This is a genomic window from Novosphingobium sp. 63-713 (assembly GCF_001898925.1).
Taxonomy (GTDB): domain Bacteria; phylum Pseudomonadota; class Alphaproteobacteria; order Sphingomonadales; family Sphingomonadaceae; genus Novosphingobium.
Window position 1 is genome coordinate 1 of sequence record NZ_MKVS01000027.1, and the last position, 23,577, is coordinate 23,577.

The 23,577-nt window shown below is 63.4% G+C and carries 21 protein-coding genes and 2 tRNA genes; 11 read left to right on the forward strand and 12 right to left on the reverse strand.

Annotated features, from left to right (window positions below):
• A partial coding sequence (locus BGP00_RS14015) for a hypothetical protein (protein ID WP_292925761.1) occupies nt 1–265 on the forward strand: 265 nt, incomplete at its 5' end.
• A gap of 435 nt (nt 266–700) precedes the next feature.
• Here BGP00_RS14015 and BGP00_RS14020 read toward each other — a convergent pair.
• Entirely contained in the window at nt 701–1,417 is a 717-nt protein-coding gene (locus BGP00_RS14020) for a hypothetical protein (RefSeq protein ID WP_292691264.1), read from the reverse strand.
• Here BGP00_RS14020 and BGP00_RS14025 point away from each other — a divergent pair.
• A complete protein-coding gene (locus BGP00_RS14025; protein ID WP_292691262.1) occupies nt 1,416–1,661 on the forward strand; it encodes a hypothetical protein in 246 nt (81 codons plus the stop codon). The two genes, BGP00_RS14020 and BGP00_RS14025, sit on opposite strands and share 2 nt — an antisense overlap.
• Nucleotides 1,662–2,158: 497 nt before the next feature.
• Here BGP00_RS14025 and BGP00_RS14030 read toward each other — a convergent pair.
• The 4 genes from BGP00_RS14030 to grxC form a co-directional block, all read right to left on the reverse strand.
• Nucleotides 2,159–2,235, reverse strand: a tRNA-Arg gene (locus BGP00_RS14030).
• Between the two features lie 60 nt (nt 2,236–2,295).
• A complete protein-coding gene (locus tag BGP00_RS14035) occupies nt 2,296–2,781 on the reverse strand; it encodes a DUF1178 family protein (protein ID WP_292691260.1) in 486 nt (161 codons plus the stop codon).
• Between the two features lie 6 nt (nt 2,782–2,787).
• A complete protein-coding gene (locus tag BGP00_RS14040; protein ID WP_292691259.1) occupies nt 2,788–3,609 on the reverse strand; it encodes a carbon-nitrogen hydrolase family protein in 822 nt (273 codons plus the stop codon).
• 1 nt (nt 3,610) lies between these two features.
• The gene (grxC, locus tag BGP00_RS14045; RefSeq protein ID WP_292691257.1) at nt 3,611–3,874 is read right to left on the reverse strand and encodes a glutaredoxin 3; all 264 of its coding nucleotides are present in this window, start codon (nt 3,872–3,874) and stop codon (nt 3,611–3,613) included.
• Nucleotides 3,875–4,039: 165 nt separating this feature from the next.
• Here grxC and BGP00_RS14050 point away from each other — a divergent pair, with 165 nt between their 5' ends.
• Nucleotides 4,040–4,510 carry an Hsp20 family protein gene (locus BGP00_RS14050; protein WP_168603614.1) on the forward strand — a complete coding sequence of 157 codons (471 nt, stop codon included), beginning with the start codon at nt 4,040–4,042 and terminating at the stop codon, nt 4,508–4,510.
• A 70-nt stretch (nt 4,511–4,580) separates the two neighbouring features.
• Here BGP00_RS14050 and BGP00_RS14055 read toward each other — a convergent pair whose 3' ends face one another.
• Nucleotides 4,581–5,564 (reverse strand): LuxR C-terminal-related transcriptional regulator, encoded by a 984-nt coding sequence (locus BGP00_RS14055; RefSeq protein ID WP_292691255.1) that lies wholly within the window; start codon nt 5,562–5,564, stop codon nt 4,581–4,583.
• Between the two features lie 253 nt (nt 5,565–5,817).
• Between BGP00_RS14055 and BGP00_RS14060 the strand changes: the two genes are divergently transcribed.
• Nucleotides 5,818–6,699: an alpha/beta hydrolase gene (locus BGP00_RS14060; protein WP_292691253.1), complete on the forward strand. Its 882-nt coding sequence runs from the start codon at nt 5,818–5,820 to the stop codon at nt 6,697–6,699.
• A 3-nt stretch (nt 6,700–6,702) separates the two neighbouring features.
• On the opposite strand, the gene BGP00_RS14065 is transcribed toward BGP00_RS14060, so the two are convergent.
• Nucleotides 6,703–7,068 (reverse strand): glutathione S-transferase N-terminal domain-containing protein, encoded by a 366-nt coding sequence (locus tag BGP00_RS14065; RefSeq protein ID WP_292691251.1) that lies wholly within the window; start codon nt 7,066–7,068, stop codon nt 6,703–6,705.
• A 194-nt stretch (nt 7,069–7,262) separates the two neighbouring features.
• On the opposite strand from BGP00_RS14065, the gene BGP00_RS14070 reads away from it, so the two are divergent.
• The 3 genes from BGP00_RS14070 to BGP00_RS14080 all read left to right on the forward strand — a co-directional run bounded on the left by BGP00_RS14070 (nt 7,263) and on the right by BGP00_RS14080 (nt 12,122).
• Nucleotides 7,263–8,285 carry a hypothetical protein gene (locus tag BGP00_RS14070; RefSeq protein ID WP_292691249.1) on the forward strand — a complete coding sequence of 341 codons (1,023 nt, stop codon included), beginning with the start codon at nt 7,263–7,265 and terminating at the stop codon, nt 8,283–8,285.
• Nucleotides 8,286–8,301: 16 nt separating this feature from the next.
• Complete coding sequence (locus tag BGP00_RS14075) at nt 8,302–9,411, forward strand: CapA family protein (RefSeq protein ID WP_292691247.1); 1,110 nt, start codon at nt 8,302–8,304, stop codon at nt 9,409–9,411.
• Nucleotides 9,412–9,704: 293 nt separating this feature from the next.
• Nucleotides 9,705–12,122, forward strand: a complete 2,418-nt coding sequence (locus BGP00_RS14080) for a TonB-dependent receptor (protein ID WP_292691245.1) — start codon at nt 9,705–9,707, stop codon at nt 12,120–12,122.
• Nucleotides 12,123–12,244: 122 nt separating this feature from the next.
• Here the strand turns inward: BGP00_RS14080 and BGP00_RS14085 are convergent, their stop codons facing one another.
• The gene (locus tag BGP00_RS14085; RefSeq protein WP_210428487.1) at nt 12,245–12,880 is read right to left on the reverse strand and encodes an HIRAN domain-containing protein; all 636 of its coding nucleotides are present in this window, start codon (nt 12,878–12,880) and stop codon (nt 12,245–12,247) included.
• A 363-nt stretch (nt 12,881–13,243) separates the two neighbouring features.
• Here BGP00_RS14085 and BGP00_RS14090 point away from each other — a divergent pair, with 363 nt between their 5' ends.
• The gene (locus tag BGP00_RS14090) at nt 13,244–14,476 is read left to right on the forward strand and encodes a diguanylate cyclase (RefSeq protein WP_292691244.1); all 1,233 of its coding nucleotides are present in this window, start codon (nt 13,244–13,246) and stop codon (nt 14,474–14,476) included.
• Here the strand turns inward: BGP00_RS14090 and BGP00_RS14095 are convergent.
• Genes BGP00_RS14095 through BGP00_RS14105 form a run of 3 tightly spaced genes read right to left on the reverse strand, consistent with a single transcriptional unit; the run spans nt 14,473 to nt 20,133 of the window.
• The gene (locus tag BGP00_RS14095; RefSeq protein WP_292691243.1) at nt 14,473–17,598 is read right to left on the reverse strand and encodes an efflux RND transporter permease subunit; all 3,126 of its coding nucleotides are present in this window, start codon (nt 17,596–17,598) and stop codon (nt 14,473–14,475) included. The genes BGP00_RS14090 and BGP00_RS14095 overlap by 4 nt on opposite strands.
• Nucleotides 17,599–17,602: 4 nt before the next feature.
• Nucleotides 17,603–18,685: an efflux RND transporter periplasmic adaptor subunit gene (locus tag BGP00_RS14100; protein ID WP_168603623.1), complete on the reverse strand. Its 1,083-nt coding sequence runs from the start codon at nt 18,683–18,685 to the stop codon at nt 17,603–17,605.
• A complete protein-coding gene (locus BGP00_RS14105) occupies nt 18,682–20,133 on the reverse strand; it encodes an efflux transporter outer membrane subunit (protein ID WP_292691242.1) in 1,452 nt (483 codons plus the stop codon). The genes BGP00_RS14100 and BGP00_RS14105 overlap by 4 nt, the downstream gene beginning before the upstream one ends.
• Nucleotides 20,134–20,250: 117 nt before the next feature.
• Here BGP00_RS14105 and BGP00_RS14110 point away from each other — a divergent pair, with 117 nt between their 5' ends.
• From BGP00_RS14110 to BGP00_RS14120, 3 genes are all read left to right on the forward strand, one after another.
• Nucleotides 20,251–20,946: a response regulator transcription factor gene (locus tag BGP00_RS14110; RefSeq protein WP_292691240.1), complete on the forward strand. Its 696-nt coding sequence runs from the start codon at nt 20,251–20,253 to the stop codon at nt 20,944–20,946.
• The gene (locus BGP00_RS14115) at nt 20,943–22,229 is read left to right on the forward strand and encodes an ATP-binding protein (RefSeq protein WP_292691238.1); all 1,287 of its coding nucleotides are present in this window, start codon (nt 20,943–20,945) and stop codon (nt 22,227–22,229) included. Before BGP00_RS14110 ends, BGP00_RS14115 begins: the two co-directional genes overlap by 4 nt.
• Before the next feature lie 126 nt (nt 22,230–22,355).
• Nucleotides 22,356–23,354, forward strand: coding sequence for a PHB depolymerase family esterase (locus BGP00_RS14120; RefSeq protein WP_292924443.1), 999 nt, complete (start codon nt 22,356–22,358; stop codon nt 23,352–23,354).
• Nucleotides 23,355–23,371: 17 nt separating this feature from the next.
• On the opposite strand, the gene BGP00_RS14125 is transcribed toward BGP00_RS14120, so the two are convergent.
• Nucleotides 23,372–23,448, reverse strand: a tRNA-Arg gene (locus tag BGP00_RS14125).
• Nucleotides 23,449–23,577: the final 129 nt, after the last annotated feature.

Here is a 23,577-nt window from a genome sequence, read left to right on the forward strand (position 1 = left end):
GCTTGAACTCGCGGCTGAACTTCCTTCGTTGCATCGATCACTCCGGTTGATGAAAACACCTTATCTCGGTGTCCATCAAACCGGCAGCAGGCCAAAGCTCGGCATTCTCTGCCTTGGAGAGCAGATCCAAAACGCCCATCGCCGCCAGTTCCACCAGTTGGGCATAGGAAAAGGCACAACCAGTCTTATTCCGCAAAGAGCGGCGGAATTTCTGGGCAATCAAGTGTGCGGTCATGATCCTGTGGCCCTGTTCATGAACTTGTGAGCGCAATGCGATTTGCTACGATCCTGATCGAGGCATAGCTTACGGGGGTTTCATGGAAAAGAAAGCTGACTGCGAACGAGCCATCCGGAAACTGGTAACCGATTGGGCGCGAGAGAACGGTATCCAGCGCGGGCAAGCTCACATGCCATCCTTCAGCGCGTTTTGCACATGGCTGGGCCAGAAGGGTTATTCCCACTATCTGAATTTCCGCACATCGACTGGGGCTTTGTACGATGCCGAGCAGTGGTTTGACGAAGAACTCGGGCAAGTGTGGCGGAATTAGCCACATGCGGCCATCATGTTTGCGGACGCACGTCGCCCTACAGAAAAACTGGCCGAGCGGACCTGCGAAGGTTGGTATGAAGCAGGGTGTAAATCCCGCCGATCAGCGATGATGCGGGGTGGCTTGGCCTTAACTCTGAGCCCATCGATGAGCTACGCTTGTGGCCAAAGCGCGACAATAAATCGACACGCGTTCATCAGATCGTTCATTCGACGGGTGGCAGAAACGGGGGCACAAAACACGTCGCCGTGTTGCACGTCAATCGACATGCAGAGGTTATTTGATGGCTGCAAACCTTGAGCTAGGTTTTGTTCAACGTGCGCTTTGGCAAGCGTTGCAACGTAAAGCCCCATCTCGCGGCGCTTGAAAAGAGCGCTTTCCGATGTTTCGCCACTTTGCGTCATTCGCAGAACGGCGGCGCCGACCATTGCCTCGCCCCGGCGGTTCGTCCCAGAAACCAGAAGATCGGCCCTTATGGAAATTTCCAGCCCCTCTATGGTCAATTTGGGCTGGCGCTCCGGTGCTCTGCTAAATGCGTATTGCCCGAGTTGATTCTGCATCCGCTGAATGCCGCGAATTACCTCAATAGAGTTGCGCGCATCATCCTGCATCAAGGCCGACAGGCTAGAATCCGTACCCCGATGTTGGAACATGGATTCAGCGGAAATTAGCGGATTCACATTACGCGTACCGCTTGCTAGGTACTCGCAAATGGGACCACGAACATCACGATAGCGAATGATCGGCGGTTTTTGCGGAGATTTGGCACGACGAATGATGCCAAAGCGAGCAGTATCGGATGAAACCATGAAAAGCGCGAGGTCATTTACCGAAATGCGCGGTGCACTAGGAGAGAGGTGATTCGCCATGGATGAAATACTAGGTACTGTCCGCATAGATGAAAAGAGGTCGCTGCATTTGGGGACGCTTTCTCCTCACAGCTTGTCAGCTCTTGAAGTCGAGCATTTAGGCTTTGATGGCTATTTTTTGTTTGAAACCGATGACAGCCAGCTGTCCAAAGGCATTAAGGTGCTGGGAAAAGCCCCAGACCTCGATGCAGCGTTCCGGTTGCTTGATATATGGCAAACAAGCATGGCGCGTCTAGCGGCCTAGTGCTGACGGTTTCAGGTAATAGCGCTGATGTTGCCATCTCCTTCCCGGTGCCCAGTGAACGACACTGGAGGCCGCCTTACAACGCAGCAACAGCGTGAAACAGATTACCCGGTGTCAGCGCCTGAACTTCCGACCCCTGCGATGTCAACACAGTGCCCTAAGCCAGCGCCGCCAACAGCCATCGATATCCCAAGCGGCCCGACTTCACCCGCCTCCTCACCTATGCCGTGCCGTCGTCAAGCCGCCAGCACCAGCCGCTCGACCTGAATCTCACCCTCATGCGCGCGGACCTGCGCGAGCTCATAGGCCGCCTACATCCGCAGTAGCGGATCGGCCTTGACGCCGAAGCCATTCTGAAAGCTGATCGCCATACCATGCAGCTACAGTCGAATCATCGCCACTCCGCGAAAATGCTTCGCCTGATGCCTATCTGATGCCTGGAAACAAAATCGGCGATCCAAGTCCAACTCGGATCACCACTAAGCATCTGAAAAAATTGGTGCACCCGACGGGATTCGAACCCATGGCCCTCAGATTAGGAATCTGATGCTCTATCCTGCTGAGCTACGGATGCACGCGGGAGAGGCCATAATGGGGCCTGCGCGCTCTGGCAACCACCGGCGCGCACAAAGCCTCAGTTAATCTCGTCAGGCGGGGCCACAGGGATCAGCAAGGGCATGATCTCAACCCCTTCCTCGACAAGGGCCTTGGCGTCCTGCGGACTGGCCTGACCATGGATCGGGGCGGGTTCCTTGTCGCCGTAATGCATGGCGCGCGCGTCCTCGACGAAATTCCTGCCGACCCAGCGCGAGGATTTGATCGCCTCGGCCTGCGCCTGGGCGATGGCCACAAAGGCGGCCTGCAATTTCTCACGCGCCTCAGGCGGAAGGGCGGGCGGCGGCGGGCTGGCCGCAGGCGCCGGTACGGGAACGGCCGCGCCCTGCTGATTGCCCTTGCGGTTCAGACGCGGGGCCATCGGGGCCTTGATCACATCATGGCTGTCGCATTGCGGACAAGTCACGAGGCCGCGCTGCTGCTGGGCCGAAAAATCCTCCGAGGAGGCGAACCAGCCCTCAAAACGATGCCCGTGGTCACGGCAAATAAGATCGAACACAATCATCGAAAGTCACGTCACGGAAATAGGCCGCCGGTTGGCGAGGCTGGGCAATTGGGCGCGGATTTCGGCAAGGCGCTGCGGCTCGATCTCGGCAAAGCCAAGTCCCGCTGCCTCGCCCCCCAGATCGAGCAGGACATCGCCCCACGGATCAACCGCCAGCGAATGGCCGTAGGTGGCGCGGCCGTCCTGATGCTGGCCCACCTGCGCGGCGGAGAGGACATAGGCGCTGGCCTCGATGGCGCGGGCCCGCTGCATGATATGCCAATGGGCCGCGCCCGTGGGCACGGTAAAGGCGGCCGGAATCGCGATCAGATCACAGCGCGCCCGCCCCAAAGCCTCGAACAGCGCGGGGAAGCGCAGGTCATAGCAGATCGCCAGCCCCAGCCGCCCGGCGGGGGTGTCCACCGTCACCACGCGGTCGCCCGGACGATAGGCCCGGCTCTCGCGCCAGCTTTCGCCCGTGGCAAGGTCCACGTCGAACATATGGATCTTGTCGTAATGGGCGGCAATGCCCCCCTTGGCGTCGATCACAAAGGTTCGGTTCGCCGCGCGCTCCTCGCCCTCCACCCGCACGGCCAGCGAGCCCAGCACGATCCAGATGCCCTCCTGCGCGGCAACCTCACGCGCGGCGGCCAGCACCGGGTTTTCCTCGGGCGCAACGATATGCGGCGCGGCGCGCGCGCGGTCGCGGTCAATCAGACCGCACATTTCCGGCGTAAACAGCATCGTCGCCCCGCCCGCCGATGCCGCGCGCGCGGCATCGGCAATTGCGGCGGCATTGACGGCGGGATCGATCCCGCTCGTCATCTGAAGCAGGGCGACGCGGGCCATATTACAGGCCCAGCAGCGGGTCAAGCTTGCCCGCCGCGTCCAGCGCGTGGATATCGTCGCTGCCGCCCAGCGCCTGATCGTTTACGAAGACCTGCGGCACGGTGCGCGCGCCCGGATTGCGCTCGGCCATCTCGCGGCGCTTGGCGGTGTCCATCGTCACGTCGATCTCGGTATAGGCCACCTTCTTGCTGTCCAGGAGCGCCTTGGCGCGCACGCAATAGGGGCAGCCCCATTGGGTATAGATCTCGACCTTGGGGGGGGTCATCGGGCTAGTCCTTCTTTGTCGTGTATCGGGGTCTTGAAATAGGTGGCGGCTAACATATCTCAAGATGCGTGTCATGCGCCGCACCGGGCATGACCACAAATGCAAAGCGCCGACAAGGGCTTTGACGAAACCGAAAATTGCTCATTTTGAACGAGGATTTTTGTTATGACCCGTTTTGATTTCACTCCCTATCGCCGCAACACCGTTGGCTTTGACCGTTTGTTCGACCTGCTGGAAAACGCCAATCGTGCGGGGGCGAGCGACAATTATCCCCCCTTCAACATCGAGCGCAAGGGCGAGGATTCCTATCGCATCACGCTGGCCGTCGCCGGGTTCAAGCCCGCCGATATCGAAATCGTCGCGCAGCAGAACCTGCTGGTCATTCAGGGCCGCAAGCATGACGAACAAAGCGCCGCGCAGAGCGAATTCCTCCACCTCGGCATTGCCCAGCGCGGGTTTGAGCGCCGCTTTGAACTGGCCGATTTCGTCCGGGTCGAGGCGGCCAATCTTGAAGACGGCCTGCTGGTCATCGACCTGATCCGCGAAGTGCCCGAGGCGATGAAGCCCAAGAAGATCGCCATCGGCACCGCAGGCCCCGCCTCGCTGACCGTGGTGGAAGGCAAGAACGCGGCCTGATTTCCCTGAACTTCCCAAGAAGCCTTCCGCGTGCCCCCTTGCGCGGAAGGCTTTTTTGCGGAAGGCTTTTTTATGTCTCGCGCGCGTTGCGGCTCAATTGCCCGATCTGCAGCGCGATGGCGACCAGCTCGGCCTCGCGCCGCACACCGCATTTCTGAAAAATCGAGCGCATCTGGGCGGTCACGGTCTGGACGCTGGTGCAGCGCACTGCGGCAATCGCCTGCCTGCTTTGCCCCATGGCCACCATCGCGGTCACATCCCCCTCGGCCCGCGTCAGCCCCAGCGCCTGCGCCAGAACCGCGCCATCGAGCATATCGCTGCGTAACGGCGAGCGGAAAGTGATGATTGCGGCCGGGGCAAAGCCGAAACTCCATGGCCGCAAGGGCAAGGGATTGACCTCGACCAGCAGCGGCGGCGAGGCATGGGGCACCCACAGGTCCGGAAAAGGGACCGGCTGCGAGGCGATGGCCGCCCCCACAGCGCGCTGGAGCATAGCGTCAAAACCGCTGTGCGCGGCCTGTAATTGCCCGCCCGCGATCGAGAGCAATCCGCCCGACAGCACATCCTCGGCCGGGCGCGTCCAGGCGCAGACCCGCCCCGCCCCGTCCACCATCATCGCGGCCGTGCGCATCATATCGAGCGAGCCGCGCAGCAGTTCCGTTCCCTGATGGTCGATGGCATTTTGCAACCGCACCCCGGCCAGCACATGGGGCAGGCAATCGGCAAAAATCGCGCGCTGCTCGGGCGTAGAGAGTCCGTCGGCATTGCCATGCAGCATTGCCAACCCGATCATCAAGCCCTCGCCCCGCATCAGCACCGACTGGCAGCCGAATTCGCCGTCCAGATCGCGCGCATGGCTCAGATAGACTTCGTTGGTGCCCGATTTCTGCCGATAGGCATCATAATCAGCCTCGAAAGTAACAGTCATGGGCGCGGCCATCGCGCCGATGCGATAATTCACCTCGGGCCGATAGGCCTCGATATCGACAAACACCTGACCATAATCGAGCGGCGCATCGGTCATCCAGTTGAAGCGCGCATGCCGGTCATTCATCGCGATCAGATGACCGCGCGAGGACCCGGTGGCACTGGCCAGAGCGCGCAGCGCGTGATCCCAGCCATCCTCGGAAAAAGGTGCGGCAAGAAACGCCTCGGCCAGAGTTTGCCCCAGAATCTCTGTTCCCCCTTCAAGAAGGCGTTGAGACTAATCGCCCGCCGCCTGCCTTGCAATGGGTTACACAGGCGCTAACCTTGAGCGCCCTTCGTCGCGGTTGACGCGCCGCGCCGCCGCGCCCATGGCCGCCGGCATGAACGCGGCGCCCTCCCCCACCTCGCATTATTTCACCAGCCAGAACCTGCGCCTGCACTATCTGGACTGGGGCAACCGGGAAGCGCCGGTGCTGATCCTTCAGCATGGCGGGTTCGATCATGCGCGCTCGATGGACTGGATCGCGCGCGAACTGGCGGCGGACTGGCATGTCATCGCGCCGGACCTGCGCGGCCATGGCGACAGCGACTGGTCGGTTGATGCGGCCTATAACATGGCGGCCTATATCCTTGATTTCGTCAATCTGATCGAGGCCATCAGGGCGGACCGGGTGACGATCTGCGCCCATTCTCTGGGCGCGATGATCACCACGCGCTATGCCGGGCTCTATCCCGAACGGGTGGCCAAATTCATCAATATCGAAGGGCTGAGCGTACCCACCGCGGCCGACCCGCTGCTGGCCATCACGCCCTTTGCGGCGCGGATGCGCGCATGGGTGGCCCAGCATCGCGCCGCGCCCGGCCGCCGCCCGCGCTCGTATATCAGCGAGGAGCAGGCCTGCGCCCGGATGCGCGAAAAGAACGGCCATCTCAATGAGGAGCAGGTCCATCACCTGACCCATCACGCCCTGCGCGTGCAGGAAGACGGCACCTATCGCTGGAAATTCGATCCCCGGCTCAACATCTTCCCGTTGGTCGATTTTCAGCAGGAAGAGATCGAGAGCCTGTGGCAGGCCGTGGCCTGTCCGGTCCTGTTCATTCAGGGCAGCGAGAGCTTCATGCCCAACCCGGCGCAGGATGGCCGGATCGGGCATTTCCGCAACGCGCGCCTGATCGAATATGACCGGGCCAGCCATTGGCCGCACCACGACCGTTTCGACGCCTTCATGCCCGACCTGCGGGCCTTTCTGGCGCAGGACTGAGGCTCAGCCGCGCAGTTCGGCGATTTCGGCCCGCAATTCGGCAATGGTGACCAAAGGCCCGCGGATATATTGGTCCAGCGTGGGCAGATCGCCCACGTCCACCCCATGCGCGGCGGCATAATGGGCGATCAGATCGTCGGATTCGCGCATGTACACGCCCGGCGCGATCTGGACCGTGGGGAAGCTGGGCTTGGGGAAATGCGGGGCCAGTTCCGCACGGATCGCGGCCTCGCGGTCATCGCCGGGCACGAATTCGCGGAAATCGAAATGGCCCCGCAGGCCCGATTCCAGCAGGAACAGGCGGAACTTCAAACACCACGGGCAGCGATCCTTAAGATAGGCGATCGGGCGGAATTCGGCTTGGCTCATGATGCTTGTCCTGCTTGGATTATGGGTGGCGGTTTGACGGTCATGGGCCCATGATTGTCAAGCCTGATAAATGCAATCGACCATCCCTCCGGCAGTTCCATAAGTCGATGCAACACGGTTTTTGAAAGCGCTTGCAGAATAGGGGTGGCGCGCCTATCGTGCGAAAAGAACAGGAAATGGCGAGGGAGAGCCATGTGACGAAGGGCCATCTGACCCGGCAAAAGCATTCGGCCATTGAACTGGTGACATTGTCCTATCTGCTTTCCTATCTGCCCTATGTCATCCTTACCCGCTATCTGGCCACCAACGGCATGGACGGCCATGGCCACCCGCTGACCGGGCTGCATATCCTGCCGGTGATGCTGATCAGCGCGGCGGTCTCGACCTATGGCTTCATCTGGATTTCGGGCTGGGGCCGGCTGATGCACCGGGTGCGCGTGGGCGGCCTGTCGCTGCCGGGGGCCACGCGGGCCACGTTCTGGTCGGGCCTGTGCACGGTCTTTGTGCTGACCACGGTGCCTTTGTCCTATACGTTCCGCGATGTTTCGATCCCTTTCATGCAATTGCTGATGCGGGGCGACATTCTGATCATCGCGCCTCTGGTCGATCTCCTGCTGGGGCGGCGGGTGCATTGGTGGTCGTGGGGGGCGCTGGTGCTGGTGGCGCTGGCGCTGTTTCATACGCTGAGCGCGCGCGGAGGGCTGGCGCTGCCGGTTTTGGCGCTTCTCACGCTGCTGATCTATACGGCGGGCTATTTCGGCCGCCTCTGGGTGATGACGCGCGTGGCCAAGGATGATGATCCGATCCGCCTGCGCCGCTTTTTCAGCGAGGAAAAGCTGGTGGCCTTTCCCATCGCCATCCTCTCGCTGGCCGCCATCGCATGGACGGATCGGACGCCCGGCGGCGCGGGCGGACAATTGCTCTGGGGCTTTACGCAGGCGTGGCGCAGCGAACATCTGCCCGCGATGATCCTGACCGGGCTGATGGTCTGTGCGACCGGGGTGTTTTCCGGCCTCATCCTCCTCGACGGGCGGGAAAACAGCTTTTGCGTGCCATTGGAGCGTTCGGCCAGCATTCTGGCGGGCGTGGGCGGCACGGTAATCCTTGCCCAGTTCTATGGCGGCAAATGGCCCAGCCAGGCGGAATTTGTCGGGGCCGCGCTGCTGCTGATCGCGGTGTTGCTGCTTTCGGTGGGGCCCCGTCTGCGTCGCCGCTAAATCAACGGAGTTTGTCATGACGGTCCTGTTTCGGGCAACGGGCGATATCGGCCCCAACCGCCCCAACCCGGCGCAATGTTTCGCGCCCTCCGCCCCGCTGCTGCAAGAGGCCGACATCACCTTTGGCCAATTGGAATGCGTGATTTCCGAAAGGGGCTTTCGCCTGCCCCAGGTGCGTCACACCCATCGCGCCATCCCCGCCGCCGCGCAGGCGATTGCCGAGGCGGGCTATGATGTGATCTCCTTTGCGGGCAATCACTGCATGGACTGGGGGCCGGAAGGGCTGAATGACACGCTGGCTCATCTGGGCGCGGCGGGCTTGGATGTGGTGGGCGTGGGGCAGAATATGGCGCAGGCGCGCCGTCCCGTCATCCGCGAGGTGAACGGGGTGCGGGTGGCTTTCCTTGCCGCCTGCTCGATCCTGCCGCCCGGCTTCTGGGCTGATGAACGCCGCGCCGGATGCGTGCCGATGCGCGCCCACACGCTGTATGAACAGATCGAGATCGACCAGCCCGGCACCCCTGCCCGCATCCACACCTATGCCCATGCCGATGATCTGGCCGCTTTTCTGGCCGATGTGCGCAGCGTGCGGGCGCAGGCCGATGTGGTGGTGGCTTCCCTGCATTGGGGCATCCATTTCGTGCCCGCCACGATTGCCGACTATCAGTTCGAGGTGGGCCGCGCCGTGATCGACGCCGGGGCCGATATCATCCTTGGCCACCATGCCCATATCCTGAAAGGCGTGGACATCTATCGCGGGCGTCCGATCTTCTACAGTCTGGGCAATTTCGCCATCGACCTGCCGATGACGCGCGAACATGCGCAATCCAAGGGCTTTAGGGAAATCCAGAAACTAGCCCCCGAATGGGAGCCCAATTTCGAGAGCATGTATAATTTCCCGCCCGACAGCCGCATGACCCTGATCGTGGAATGCGACCTGACGCGCGAGGGTATTGCCCGCACCGCCTTTCGCCCCGCCTTCATCAATGATGATGCGCAGGCCGAGCCCCTGCCCGCCACCGATCCGCGCTTTGCAAAGGTGCTGGCCTATATGCGCTGGTGCAATGAAGAGGCCGGGCTGAGCGCCAAATATGAGGCGCGGGGCGACACAATAGTGCTGGGCTGAACAACCTGCGCCGAACCTGTCACGCCGTTCATACAAGCTCTGCTTCTATCCATATTCCAAATAGCGATTTACGCAGAAAGACGGCAAAAACCGGGCCTAACACCCAAAAGATGCGGCAAAAATGTCACCTTGTACGTCTTTTTCCGCTTGGCGGCGATTCCTTGACAGCTTGCCATGTTTTGTTGGTTGTCCAGCGGGACAATCGGGGTCTAGGGGAGATACCGGTTGTCGGCCGCCCCCCGGCCGGCAATCGATAAACATAAATTCTTCGCCAAGTGAATGAGGACATTCCTATGACCCACTTCCGCCAAGCCCTTCTGGCTGGCGTCGGCTCCGCATTGGCGGTGGCCGTCAGCACCCCCGCATGGGCCGCAGACCAGAACACCGACATCACCATCGTCGTGACCGGCACCCGCGCCCAGAACCGCACCAAGCTCGACACCGTCGCCCCCGTCGATGTGCTCTCGCTTGACACGCTTTCGCGTCAGGGCTCGACCGAACTGGGTGCTTCGCTGGCGGCGGTTGCGCCCTCGATCGACTTCCCGCGTCCGGCCGGCACCGACGGCACCGACTCGATCCGCCCCGCCACGCTGCGTGGCCTCTCGCCCGACCAGACGCTGGTGCTGATCAATGGCGTGCGCGGCCACACTTCGGCGCTGCTCAACGTCAATGGCTCGGTGGGTCGCGGTTCGGCGGCGGTCGACCTCAACACCATCCCCACCCTCGCCCTTTCGCAGGTTGAAGTGCTGCGCGACGGCGCCTCGGCTCAGTATGGCTCGGATGCCATCGCTGGCGTGATCAACCTGCGCCTGCGCGAAGCCAGCCATGGCGGCGGCGCGACGGCTTCCTATGGCCAGTATGAAACGCAGTTCAACGGTGCGCGCTCCTCGCGTCATATCTCGGACGGCGGCACGCTGACGCTGGGCGCATGGCAGGGCTTCAAGCTGGGCAACAACGGCGGCTTCCTGACCGTTACCGGCGAATATCTGGATCGCGGCCTGACGGGCCGTTCGGACCTCGATACGCGCACCCAGACGGCGACCGCGCTGACCCCCGCCACCCCGGCTGTGGTGCGTTCGCGCATCGGCGATCCCAAGGTTCTGCAGGGCACGGGCTATGTCAACGCCGCGCTGCCGATCGGCGACACCAACTGGACCGCGTTTGCCTTTGGCGGCTATCAGTTCCGCGACAGCACCAGCTCGGCCTTTGCGCGCGAGCCGGGCAACGTCAACAATGTGCTCTCGATCTATCCCGACGGCTTCCTGCCCCAGATCAAGGTTCTGTCGAAGGACCTGACCGTTACGGCTGGCGTGCGCGGCCAGATGGGCGACTGGAACGCGACGATCAAGGCTTCCTACGGCCGCAACCGTCTCGACTATCGCACGCAGGGTTCGCTCAACTCGACCTATGGCGCGGCCTCGCAGACCAGCTTCTATGACGGCGCGATGATCTATGATCAGGCGCTGGGCGGCATGGATCTGGCCAAGCTCTACAAGCTGGGCGGCACGGATCTGAACGTGGCCTGGGGCGTCGAAGTGCGCCGCGAAGGCTATCGCATCAACGCGGGCGAACCGTCCTCGTACAACCGCGGCCCGGTCAACAACAGCCCCAATGGCGGCTCGGTGCTGACCAGCGGCGCGCAGGGCTTCATCGGCTTCCAGGCGGGCAATGCTCTCAAGACCAGCCGCATCAGCAACGCGATCTACCTCGATCTCGAAGCCAAGCTGCCCAGCATCTTCACCTTTGGTGCAGCCGTTCGCGGCGAGCATTATTCCGACTTTGGCGACATTGCCACCGGCAAACTTTCGGCCCGCGCCGATCTGGCCGACTGGTTCGCGCTGCGCGGCACGGTGTCGACCGGCTTCCGCGCCCCTTCGCTGCAGCAGCAGTATTTCACCTCGACCGCTTCGGTCCTGACCACGCTGCCCGGCCAGACCGTGCCGAGCATCGTGGAAACCGGCACCTTCCCCTCGACCAGCAACATCGCCCGTTCGCTGGGTGGTCAGGCGCTCCGTCCTGAAAAGTCGACGAACTTCTCGGCCGGCGCGGTGTTCCGCAAGGGCGGTTTCGACCTGACCATCGATGGTTATGTCATCAAGATCCGCGACCAGCTTGGCCTGTCGGAAAACATCAATCTCTCGGCGACCGATCAGGCGTTCTATGGCGTTCAGGCCGCCCGCTTCTTCATCAACGGGCTGCATACCACGACCAAGGGTGTGGACATCGTGGGCCATTACAAGCTGCGCACCGCATCGGTGGGTATCTTTGACCTGACGGCGGCGGCCAACATCAACAAGATCACCGTTGACAGCTATCCCACCTCGTCGCTCTCGACGCTGTTTGCGCGCCAGCGCATCCTGACGATCACCGAGGGCACGCCGGGCGAAAAGCTGGTCGGTTCGGTCGACTGGTCGTTGGACAAGCTCGGCGCGACGGCCCGTGCGTCCTACTATGGCAATGTGATCCAGCCGTCCTCGACAGCCGCCGGTGACCTGAGCACCGGCCGCAAGACGATCATCGATCTGGAAGCGCGCTACAAGGTTCTGCCCATGGCGAGCCTGTCGATCGGTGCGAACAATCTGTTCGACATCTATCCGACCAAGACGCCCCTCAGCCTGCTGGCCACCAATGGCGGCGTGGCGTTCCCCTACTATGCGCCGTGGGGCTTCAACGGCCGCTATCTCTATGCCAAGCTGAGCCTGAACTGGTAATCAGCCCAAAAGAAAGCGCTCCGTCCATCCGGCGGGGCGCTTTTTTGTGTCTGCACCATGCGATTAGAAAACGGGCCCGGCATCGCTGCCAGACCCGTCAGACAGGCTAAATTGTAAAGCGCTCAGCCCTGATAAGACCTTTCGCGCAGCGGCCTTTCGCTGGGTTCCACCTCCAGAACCACCTCGCGATAGCCCCGGTCGCCCATTTCGACCGCCAGCACCCAGGCCGAAAAGCCCGAGCCGCCGCCATAGACCGCCTCGCGCACCCAGCAGTCGTGGCTGATATAGCCAATGACGCGGCCATAACGTTCAACCGCGGCAATGGCCGAGGGATCATGCGGATTGTCCGGTTCCAGCTGCAGCGTGATCGGCATGCCCTCGGTCAGGCTGTTGACCGCCTCGCGGTGCTGATCCTCGCCCACCAGTCCGATCATATAGGCATTGGGATTGCCGATGCTGGGCACCATGCCCAGATTGGGCTTGTCGCCGGGCAGCACTTCTTCTTCGTCATCATCGTCAAAGATCGAGCCGCGCAGGAAATCCTCCGAAATCGTCGCGGGCGCGGGGGCAAAGGCGGGCGCAGGCGCGAAGACAGGCGGCGGCGCTTCGGCAGCGATCACCGGCGCGCGCGCAGGCTCGACCGGCGGTGAAACCGCCGAAGGGGGCGTTTCCTGCAAGGTCGCCTGATCCGGGTCCATGGGCAGGTTTTGCACCTTGCGAACCATGTTGCCGAAAAACCGCTTCAAGAAACTGAACATGCTGATCCCTTTGCCTTCTTACGATGGGGCCGCAGCGATCAGGCGCCGCCGCAGCCTCCATCGCCGCAATCCCATTCAGACGCGCGAGTAGGACCATAAGGCCCACCAAGGCAAGGCAAACTATGCACTAACACGGCATGGGCGCCGCGATGGCGCCCGGCGCGAAGGGCGACAGCAGGCCGCCTTTACAGCCTGTAACCGACCAGGAGAAAATCGCCGGAGGCACTTTGCCATCACCCCGCACAACTTTGCCTTAACCACGCGATAACCAAGACGTTCTATCAACATAACTGTCAATGATCGCATGGTAGGGAAATGGGCGCGCTTAGTATAGACACTGCCACCCCGGTTTTGGGCAAATCGATGTTCGACATTGCCTTTGAAGTCGCGGCGATCGGCATGGCGCTGGTCGATGTGCAAGGGCGCCTGCTGGCGGTAAACAGCGCCTTTGCCCGGATGCTGGGTTATGATCCGGGCGAAATCACCAATATGGATTTCCGCGCCATCACTCACCCGGAGGATATTGACGCCGACGAAGCCCAGTTCCGCCGCGTCATCGCCGGAGAAATCGACACATACAGCATGGAAAAGCGCTATTTCCGCAAGGATCGCAGCATCGCCCATGGCGTGTTGAGCGTGGCGATCGTGCGCGATGCAGATGGTAAGGCGCAGCTTTTCGTCTCGCAGATCGTCGATATCAGCGAGCGGAAAATAGCCGAACACGCGCTGGCCCAGGCCAATGCCAAGCTCTCGCTGGCAATGGGAATGATGGATTGCGGCATTTGGCAATATGACATCGCCACGCGCCGTTTTACCCCATCGCAGCAGTTTATCCGGCTGGTCGGCGGCCATCAGGCGACGGCGCAGACCTATCTCGAACATGCATGTCTTGTCGACGCCTCGGACCGCCGCGCGGCCAGCCTGCGCCCCCTGCTCTCGGGCGCCGTGGATCGCAGCGTCACCGAATATCGCATCCGCATCCATGACGGCTCTGTCCGCTGGTTCCGTTGCCACCGGCAAATGCTGCTGGACGACCATGGCCGTCCTGAACAGGTGATCGGCAGCGTGATCGACATTACCGACGAGCGCGCGCAGGTCGTGCATCTGGAAAAGAAGGCCTCGACCGATGCTCTGACCGGATTGCTGAACCGGCGGGGCATGAAGCGCTATGTCAAAACCATTGCGACCACGGATCTGAGCACGGTCGGGATCATCATGCTCGATCTGGACCATTTCAAACAAGCCAATGACGCCTATGGCCATGCCGCGGGCGACGCCATTCTGGTCGAGGCCGCCGGGCGGCTGCGCCAATTGGTGCGCAATGAGGATGCGGTGGTGCGCCTTGGCGGCGATGAATTTGCGGTCATCCTGCGCAACACCGATGGCGCCGATGCACGCCGCGCGGTGGACCGGGTGCTCCGCGCCATGATGGAAACCTATGGCTATCGCGGCCAGATCATCCGCATCGGCGCCAGCGCCGGTCTGGCCATCGGTTCAGAGCGCGACCGCAGCGTGGGCGACATTATCACCCGCGCCGATGCCGCGCTCTATCTGGCCAAACAGCAGGGCCGCAACACATGGCGGTGGGCGGCCTAGGCCCGGTCCGGCGTCATGCTGACCACCGTGACCTGACCCGGCTCGATGGGATCATCATCGCCCGGCGCACGCGGCGTGATCAGGCGCGCCAGACGCGGGCGCAGCCGCATTTCCAGCGTGTCGATCAATTCATAGACCACCGGCACCATCACCAGCGAGAGCATGGTCGAGCTGATCAGCCCGCCGATCACCGCAATCGCCATGGGCTGGCGGAAGGTCGAACCCTCGCCGATGCCCAGCGCCGTGGGCAACATGCCCGCCGCCATGGCCACCGTGGTCATCACGATGGGGCGCGCACGCTCGCGGCAGGCGTTCATGATCGCCTCGCGCTGAGGTTGCCCCGCGCGCTCGTCCTCGATGGCGAATTCGACCAGCAGGATCGAGTTCTTCGCCGCCAGACCCAACAGCATCAGCATCCCGATCAGCACCGGCAGCGTGATCGCAATGCCGGTGACTTTGAGCGCCACAAAGGCACCCAGCATGGTCAGCGGCAGGGCCGAAAGGATCGTGATCGGCTTGAAGAAGCTGTGGAACAGCATCACCAACACGAAATAGATCATCAGAATGCCCGAGGCCATGGCCCCCACGATCCCGCCGAACAGGTCGGCCATGGCCTCGCTGTCGCCGGTCTTGGCCTCATGCACGCCGGCAGGCAGATGCTTCATCGCGTCCAGCTTCGACACTTCATTCAGCGCTTGCCCGATGGTGGTGCCGTTCAGATCCGCCTGAACCGAGACGCGGCGTTCGCGGTCATAGCGTTGGATCTGACCCGGCCCGGAAGCGATCGACAGGTCCGCCACGGTGCGCAAAGGCGTCATCTTGCCATTCAGCGTGGGCACCTGAAGATTGCCGATCTGATCCAGATCGACGCGCGCATCATGGGGCAGACGCACACGGATCGACAGGCGTTGCTGGAGCGTCGAGAATTTGGCGACATTGGCGTCGATATCGCCGATCGTGGCAATCCGGGCCACCTGCGCAATCGCCTGAGACGAGACATTGAGCCGCGCCGCCGCATCGGGCAGAGGGCGAATGATCAGTTCAGGCGCCGATGGCGGCGGCGCAGGGCGCGGGTCGAGCGTGGTCTTCATCCCCCGCATCTCGCGCAGCAGCGCGGCCTGAGCGCGGGCCAGCGCATCACCATCGCGGCCTGCCAGCACCACCTCGACGCCCGCCGCGCCAAAACCGCCCTGATTGTTGAGTCGAACTTCGGGGATCTGGCGCAACAGGCCGGTGATCGAACGCTGGAACTGGTCCGTCGTCATCGAGCGGTCGCGCTTGAGCACCACAGTCAGCGTGCCGGTCTGCAGATCCGATCCGCTGCCGCCGCCGCCCGGCCCGCTGGTGGTGGTCGAACCGACTTGGGCAAAGACGCGCTCGACATCGGGCATCTTGCGCAGCCGTGCGGTCACATCGCGCACGGCATTGTCCATCGTGTCATGGGTGGCGCCCGCCGTCCCCTGCATCGAGAGGTAGAAATAACCCGGATCGCCGGTCGGCTGAAAACCGATGGGGATCGTGGCCGCGATCGCCAGCGCGCCGACAAACACGCCGATGCCGATGCCCACCGTCGATTTGGGATTGGCCAACGCCCAGTCCAAAACCTTGGGATAGGCGCCGCGCAGCCGGTGCGGCGGCTCGCTATGCGTCGAAGGCTTGAGGAAATAGGCCGCCATCAAGGGCGTGACAAAACGCGCCACCAGCAGCGAGAAGAACACCGCCACCGCCACGGTCAGGCCAAACTCACGGAAGAACTGGCCTGATTGCCCGCCCATGAAGGAGACAGGCGCAAAGACCACGATGATCGTTGCCGTGGTCGCCACCACCGCAAGACCAATCGCATCGGCCCCGATCAGCGAGGCGCGATAGGGCGATGCCCCGCCCTCAATGCGTTTCTGGATATTCTCGATTTCCACGATGGCATCGTCGACCAGAATGCCGATCACCAAAGTCAGACCCAGCAGCGTAATGATATTCAGGCTGAAACCAAACAGGATCATCGCGCCAAAAGTGGGCACCAGCGACAAAGGCATGGCCAGCGCGGCAATCACCGTCGCACGCCAGTCGCGCAGGAACAGGAACACCACCAGCGCGGCCAGCAACATGCCCTCGATCAGCACATGGACCGTCGCCTGATAGGAGGCGCGCGTATCAGCCACGGTCGAAACGACCTTGGTGATGGCAATGCCTTTGTTTTCCGCGCTCAGCTTGGCAATCGCGCGGTCCACGCCGTCCTCGACCGAAACGTCGCTGGCGGCGGTGGTCTTGCTCACCTGAAAGGCGATGGCCGGGTGGCCGTTAAGGCGAGCAAAACCGCGCTCTTCGGCATGGCTGTCGGTGATCGTGGCCAGATCGCCAAGGCGGACATATTGCGTCGCGCTGATCGGGATATTCAACTCGCGCAGCATATCGACCGTGGCCGAGGAGCCCAGCACACGGATCGTCTGTTCGCGCCCGCCCGCCTCGGCGCGGCCGCCGCTGTCGTCGCGGTGGAATTGCGCCAGCGCGGTGTTGATCGACGAGGCTGTGACCCCATGCGCGATCATCCGGTCAGGGTCGAGATTGACATTGATTTCGCGCGCCACGCCGCCGATGCGTTTCACCTGCGCCACGCCGCGCTGGGCCTGCAGCGCGCGGGCGACGGTGTCATCGACAAACCATGACAGATCGACCGCGCTCATCCCCGGCGCGCTGACCGCGTAGGTCAGGATCGGGGCCGAGGACATATCGACGCGCTGCACGCTGGGCGCATCAATGCCCTGGGGCAGAACGGGGCGGGTGCGCTCCACGGCGGTGCGGACATCCTCGACCGCCTTTTGCATGTCGGTGCCGATTTCAAACTCGGCGCTGGTGGAGGACGATCCCAGCCGCACGCTCGATGTCGTATGGCGCAGGCCTGCAATACCGGTCAGCGCGTCCTCAATGGGGCGCGTGATCTGCTGCTCCATCTCGCTGGGCGCGGCGCCGCTTTGCGTAACGGTGACCGAAACGACCGGAAATTCGACATTGGGAAAGCGCTTAACCGGCAGCATCATATAGGACGCAATGCCCGCCAGCGTCAGCGCGATCATGATGACGGCGACGGGAATGGGGTGGCGGATCGCCCATGCGGAAATCTTCATGGGATCAGTTTCCCTTCCGGACCGGCTGGACCTTTTCGCCGTCCAGCACAAAGTCCTGCGATCCGGTCAGCACGCGGGTGCCTGCGGCCGGGCCCTGGGTCAATTCGATCATGCCGCCGCCGCGCGCGCCGGTTTTCACTGGCACGCGGCGCACTTTGTCGCCAGCCTCGATCACCGTGACCGAGGCGCCATTGCCGTCATAGGACACCGCCGCTTCCGGCACGGCCAGCACGGGCATCGGCTTTCCTGCCAATTCGGCGCGGGCATAGCCGCCCGGGCGGATTTCACGGTCCACCGGCAGCAGGATGCGGGCGCGGCCAAGGCGCGTCTGCGCATCGACCTGCGCGGCCACAAGGCGGACCGTGCCATCAACCCAGCGACCCGAGGCGAGGCGCACCCGCGCATGATCGCCCGCATGGATGCCGCCCAGCACTTCCTCGGGGATTTCCGCGTCCAGTTCGGCGCGGTCATCGCGCGCCATGGTGAACATCACGGTCGAGGGCGAGGCCACATCGCCGGGACGCACTGTGCGCGTCAGGATGCGGCCCGAAACCGGTGCGCGCACCACCATCAGCCCTTGTTTGACCAGTTGCGCGGACAATTGCGCCTGCGATTGGTCGACCTGCGCATGGGCCGTGCGCGCGGCAAGGCGGCGCTGGGCAATGGCTTCGTCGGAGAGCACGCCGGTGTGGTCGAGCGCGGTCACGCGCGAGGATTCCTGATCGGCCTTGTCGGCGGCCACGCGGGTCTGGGCCAGAGCGGCGCGGCTTTGCGCGATATCGGCGCGCAGCAAGGTGGCGTCGAGTTCGGCCAAAGGCTGGCCGGCGCGCACCAGCGCGTCCTGATCCACCAGCACGCGGGCCACAAGATAGCCCGAAAGCTGGCTGGAAACGGCGGCTTCTTCGCGCGCGACAAGGCGACCGTTGACATTGATGCCCGCGCCCAAAGGCACGCGCGCCACCATGGCAAAAGGCACAGCGCGGGGCGTGTCGGCGCCAGGGGGCGGCGCCTCGCTCTTGCTGCATGCGGCCAGCGCCAGAAAGGCAGGCGCGATGAGGGCGACGAGAACAAGCGGACGGGCGTTCATGGTTTTTGATCCGGGAAAGAAGTCACAGGATGGTTCGGGTCGAGCGGGGTCCAGCCCCCGCCCAGCGCTTTGAAAACATTGACGGCATCGCTCATCGTCGTGGCGCGCAGCGCCGAGAGCGAGGTGCGCGCATTGCGCCATGTGCGCTCGGCCGTCAGCAGCGCGGTCAGATCGACCACGCCCGCGCGATAGCCCGCGTTCTGGCCGTCAAAGGCGTGATGCGCACGCGCCTCGGCCTCGGTCAGCAGGGCAAGGCGGGCGCGGTCGGCGCCATAGGTGGCCAATTGGTTCTGCGCCTCGCCAAAGCCGGATTGGACGGCCTTTTCATAGGCGATGGCGGCCTGCTCGGCCCTTGCCCGCTGCGCCCGCCTTTCGCCCAGCAGGCGCGCGCGGTCGAACACCGGCATGGCCACCCCGGCGGCCAGCGACCACAGCGAGGTGGTATAGCCCGCAGGCCCGGCAATGGCGCTGATGCTGGTGGTGCCTTGCAGCGTGAATTTGGGCAGCAGGGCCAGCGAATCGAGACGTAGCGTGCCCATGGCCGAACGCAGCCGCGCCTCGGCCTGCATCACATCGGGACGGCGCACCAGCAGCGTGGCGGGCGTGGCATCGGGCACATCGGGCGGAGCGCCCAGCGCGCCATCGACCGCCAGCGTTTCAGGAGCCGCCCCCGCCCGCCCGATCAGCACCAGCAAGGTCCGGCGCGAGACGGAGAGTTGCGCCTCAAGCTGGAGCACATTGGCCTGCGCGGTGGCGCGGTCGGCCAGCAGGCTGTCGGCGTCAACCTGCGATCCGATGCCCGCCTTGGCCTTGCGCTGACCAATATCGGCCAGTTCGCGCGCCACGCGCAGATTGTCGCGCGCCTCGGCCAGTTGCAGCGAGAGGCCGCGCGCCTGGAACAGATTGCTGGCCACCTGTGCGGTCAGGCTTTGCAGCGCAGCGTGATAGGTGAAAGTGGCGGCGGTCAAGTCGGCATCGGCAGCCTGACGCGCGGCATCGCGGCGGCCGAACAGGTCCACCTCCCACGAGGGTGAGAAACTTCCCGCGCTGGTGGTGGTCGCGCCGGTGGGGGTCATCAGGAAAGCCCCCGCCCCGCTCATTCCGCTGATCGTGGTCTGGCCCCGCGTGATCGAGCCGGAGGCATTGCCCTGCACGTCATAGGCCAGCAGAGCCTTGGACCGGGTCGCCCGCGCCTCGTCCAGCACAGCCAGCGCCGAGCGCGCATCGGGGGCATGGGCCAGCGCCTCCCCTTCAAGCGCGGCAAGCTGATCGTCGGAAAACAGCAGCCACCAGCGGTCGAGCGCCTCGGCGCCGGGCGCATGGGCCTCGGGCTGAGCGGCGAATCGCTGGGGCAGCGTCAGGTTGGGCCGGGACACGGAACTCGCGCTGCACCCGGCCAGCAGGGCGAGCGCAGGCAGCGTCAGGAGGGATGGAATACGTCGCATCATGGCGCCGCTTATGCCAGCGCGCGCGGGCCTTGCGGGTCAGGACTTCGCAAGTGAAGTGTAAGGTTTGTGTAAATCGGGCGGGACAAGCGCGATGCAAACCGTCAAAAGCAAAGCCGCATGGAAACACCCGCCTTCAACATTCTGCTGGTCGATGATGATGCCGCCCTCACCCAGATGCTCGCCGAGTATCTGGAGGGCGAAGGCTTTGCCTGCCGCGCGGTGCACAATGCGGCGGGTGGGCGCGAGGCGGCGCTGTCGGGCCTGTATGATGCGGTGATCCTCGACGTGATGCTGCCGGGCGGCAATGGCATCGACCTGTTGCGCCATATCCGGGGCACCAGCGATGTGCCCGTCATCATGCTGACGGCGAAAAGCAACGATACGGAGCGGGTGATCGGGCTGGAGCTGGGCGCGGATGATTATGTGGCCAAGCCCTATTTCCCGCCCGAGCTGGTGGCGCGGCTGCGCGCGGTGCTGCGCCGCCCGGCGCGGCGGGCGGCCAATGGCGATCATCTGCGGCTGGGCGCGCTTTCGCTGGATGCGGCGCGGCGCTGGGCCGGGTGGGAGGGCATGGCGCTGGAATTGACGGCGACCGAGTTCAACCTGCTCGAAATCCTTATCCGCGCGGGCGAACGGGTGTCGACCAAGGATGAATTGTCGCTGCGCCTGCTGGGGCGGCGGCGGGAAAGCTATGACCGCTCTATCGACGTCCACATCTCGAACCTGCGCCAGAAGCTGGAGCGGGCGAGCGGTGAGCGCCTGCGCATCGCCACCTTGCGCGGGATCGGCTGGCGGCTGGAGCAGGCGGCGTGAAGGGGCGGCTGTTCTGGAAGATCTTCACCGCCTTTTGCTGTGTGTTCTTTGCCCAGTTGGCAGGCCTTTGGACATTGTTCCTCGTTCTGGAACGCGATCATCCCTATTGGGCCGACAATCTGGAACGCTATGCCGCGCCCCGGCTGGAACAGATGGCCGCCGCAATCATCACGCATGAGGGGCCGCAGGCCATCCCGGCAGGCTTGCTGAACGGGCCGATGCCCACGCTGGTGATTGCGCCCGATGGGGTGCGGGCGCCCCAAGGCGTGCGCGCCACCACGGCGCAGGCCACCGCGCCCGATGGCCGCCGCTGGCGCATTTTCTATCGCCTGCCGCAAAGGTTCGACAAGGACCACTTTGCCCCGCCCCTGATCTTTTATATCAGCGGCGTCCTGTCCGGACTGATCTTTGCGGCCATTCTGGGGCTTTATCTCTCGCTGCCGATCCGGGCGCTGCGTGAGGGGCTCGACCGGTTTTCGCGCGGCGATCTGGGGGTGCGTCTGGCCGCGCGGATGGGGCGGCGGCGCGACGAAATCGCCGATCTGGCGCGCGATTTTGACGGCATGGCCGAAAAGGTCGAGCAACTGGTGCTTTCGCGCAGCCAGTTGATTGACGACATGTCGCATGAATTGCGCTCGCCGCTGGCCCGGCTGCAATTGGCCATCGCGCTGGCGCGGCAAAAGCCCGAAGGGGCGGTCACGGCGCTGGACCGGATCGAGCAGGAAGCGCGCCGTCTCGACGCCATGGCGGGCAGTCTGCTCACCCTCTCGCGGCTGGAAAGCGCCAGCGCCAGCCCGGAGCATTTCGTCCATCTGCGCGCGCTGATCGAGGATATTCTGGCCGATGTCCGCTTTGAGAGCGAGGCCAAGAATGTCCGCATCGACCTGTCGCGCCATGCCAGCATGCCCGAGGGTTTCCATGCCGATGTGACGGGCGACGCCGAATTGCTGCGCCGGGCGTTTGAAAATGTGTTGCGCAATGCGCTGCGCTTTTCGCCCGGAGACAGCACGATCGGCGTCACCCTGTCCGAGGAACCCGAGCGGATCGTCGTCACCATCGAGGACGAAGGCCCCGGCGTGGCCCCCGATCAGATCGACCGCCTGTTCGAACCCTTTCACCGGGGCGAAGGCGAGACGGGCGGATTTGGCCTTGGCCTGGCCATCGCGCAGCGGGCGGTGATCGTGCATGAAGGCACGATCACTGCCGAAAACCGCGCCAGAGGGGGCCTGCGGGTACGCATCACCCTGCCCGCGCGATGGGAGGAAGCCGCCGCGCTCAGTTAACAAGGGCGGGGCGCATTCCCTTATTTGTGCCGTCATGGGCCGGTGTTACTCTGGCGCCATAAGAGGATGGATGAAACGGCGAATCGAATTACCTGCAACCTTGATCCTTTTCTTGTGGAGGTCATCATGCGCATGGGTCGAACAGCCTTTTTCATTCTATTTCCCTTTGCCTCCATGGCGGCGGCGGCCGATAAATTGCCCGCCCTTCACGCCGATCCGGCGCGGGTTTCGGTTTCGGGCCTGTCCTCGGGCGCCTTCATGGCGGTCCAATATGATGTCGCCTTTTCAGGCAGCGTGATCGGCGTCGGCGTGGTCGCCGGAGGGCCATACAATTGCGCATGGGTCAATCTGGGCGGCATCACCACCTGTATGCAGGGCGCCCCCAGCGGCGCGGCCTCCTATGGCGCGGCCAGCAGCTTTGCCGCCATCGGCATGGTCGATCCTGTGGCCAATATCGCCAAACACAAAGTCTATCTGTTCAGCGGCACCAAGGACATCGTGGTCAAACAAAGCGCGATGAATGCGGTGCGCGACTTTTACGCCGCCGCGCGCGTGCCTGCGGCCAGCCTGCGCTATGTCCGCAATACGCCCGCGGGCCATGCTTTCCTGTCGGGCAATTTCGGCAGCGTCTGCGGAGCCAATGCCGCGCCCTATGTCAATGAATGCAAGGTGGGCGCGCAGTATTACGATCAACCCGGCGCAATCCTATCGCATATTTACGGCCCCCTGCGCCCCAAACCCGCGACCCTTTCGGCCCAGCCCATCCCCTTTGACCAGAGCGAGTTTCCCGGCGCCACCGGCAGCGGCATGGCGCCCACCGGTTATGTCTATGTGCCCTCCGCCTGCCGCGACGGCGGCGGCCCTTGCGCGGTGCATGTCGTCTTCCATGGCTGTCTGCAGAGCGCGGATCTGGTGGGCGATGCGGTCTATAACCGGCTGGGCTATAACGCGTGGGCCGATGCCAATCGCATCATCACGCTCTATCCCCAGGTCAACAAGAGCACCTTTCCGGCCAATCCGCAGGGCTGCTGGGACTGGTGGGGCTATAGCGGGCTGAATTTCCAGACGCAGAACGGGGCGCAATTGTCGGTCATCCGCGCGATGGTTCAGCGCCTGACCAGTTGAACTTAACCCTTTGAAATTGGCGCGCCCGACAGGGTTCGAACCTGTGACCCCAAGCTTAGAAGGCTCGTGCTCTATCCAGCTGAGCTACGGGCGCGCATGTCATGAACGGGCGGATCGCCGCATGACGCCCTCCCCATAGCGGCAAAGGTGGCAATGCGCAAAGGTGGATCGCGACCCGATGTGGACACTGGCGCCTTTACTATAAAAAACATATAAATTCAAC

What these genes read in the sequence shown, in the direction of transcription:
- BGP00_RS14025 (WP_292691262.1), top strand. Translation starts at nt 1,416, where the DNA reads ATGGATGAAATACTAGGTACTGTCCGCATAGATGAAAAGAGGTCGCTG.
- BGP00_RS14020 (WP_292691264.1), bottom strand. Translation starts at nt 1,417, where the DNA reads ATGGCGAATCACCTCTCTCCTAGTGCACCGCGCATTTCGGTAAATGAC.
- BGP00_RS14035 (WP_292691260.1), bottom strand. Translation starts at nt 2,781, where the DNA reads ATGATTGTGTTCGATCTTATTTGCCGTGACCACGGGCATCGTTTTGAG.
- BGP00_RS14040 (WP_292691259.1), bottom strand. Translation starts at nt 3,609, where the DNA reads ATGGCCCGCGTCGCCCTGCTTCAGATGACGAGCGGGATCGATCCCGCC.
- grxC (WP_292691257.1), bottom strand. Translation starts at nt 3,874, where the DNA reads ATGACCCCCCCCAAGGTCGAGATCTATACCCAATGGGGCTGCCCCTAT.
- BGP00_RS14050 (WP_168603614.1), top strand. Translation starts at nt 4,040, where the DNA reads ATGACCCGTTTTGATTTCACTCCCTATCGCCGCAACACCGTTGGCTTT.
- BGP00_RS14055 (WP_292691255.1), bottom strand. Translation starts at nt 5,564, where the DNA reads ATGAATGACCGGCATGCGCGCTTCAACTGGATGACCGATGCGCCGCTC.
- BGP00_RS14060 (WP_292691253.1), top strand. Translation starts at nt 5,818, where the DNA reads ATGAACGCGGCGCCCTCCCCCACCTCGCATTATTTCACCAGCCAGAAC.
- BGP00_RS14065 (WP_292691251.1), bottom strand. Translation starts at nt 7,068, where the DNA reads ATGAGCCAAGCCGAATTCCGCCCGATCGCCTATCTTAAGGATCGCTGC.
- BGP00_RS14075 (WP_292691247.1), top strand. Translation starts at nt 8,302, where the DNA reads ATGACGGTCCTGTTTCGGGCAACGGGCGATATCGGCCCCAACCGCCCC.
- BGP00_RS14080 (WP_292691245.1), top strand. Translation starts at nt 9,705, where the DNA reads ATGACCCACTTCCGCCAAGCCCTTCTGGCTGGCGTCGGCTCCGCATTG.
- BGP00_RS14085 (WP_210428487.1), bottom strand. Translation starts at nt 12,880, where the DNA reads ATGTTCAGTTTCTTGAAGCGGTTTTTCGGCAACATGGTTCGCAAGGTG.
- BGP00_RS14090 (WP_292691244.1), top strand. Translation starts at nt 13,244, where the DNA reads ATGTTCGACATTGCCTTTGAAGTCGCGGCGATCGGCATGGCGCTGGTC.
- BGP00_RS14095 (WP_292691243.1), bottom strand. Translation starts at nt 17,598, where the DNA reads ATGAAGATTTCCGCATGGGCGATCCGCCACCCCATTCCCGTCGCCGTC.
- BGP00_RS14100 (WP_168603623.1), bottom strand. Translation starts at nt 18,685, where the DNA reads ATGAACGCCCGTCCGCTTGTTCTCGTCGCCCTCATCGCGCCTGCCTTT.
- BGP00_RS14105 (WP_292691242.1), bottom strand. Translation starts at nt 20,133, where the DNA reads ATGATGCGACGTATTCCATCCCTCCTGACGCTGCCTGCGCTCGCCCTG.
- BGP00_RS14110 (WP_292691240.1), top strand. Translation starts at nt 20,251, where the DNA reads ATGGAAACACCCGCCTTCAACATTCTGCTGGTCGATGATGATGCCGCC.
- BGP00_RS14120 (WP_292924443.1), top strand. Translation starts at nt 22,356, where the DNA reads ATGCGCATGGGTCGAACAGCCTTTTTCATTCTATTTCCCTTTGCCTCC.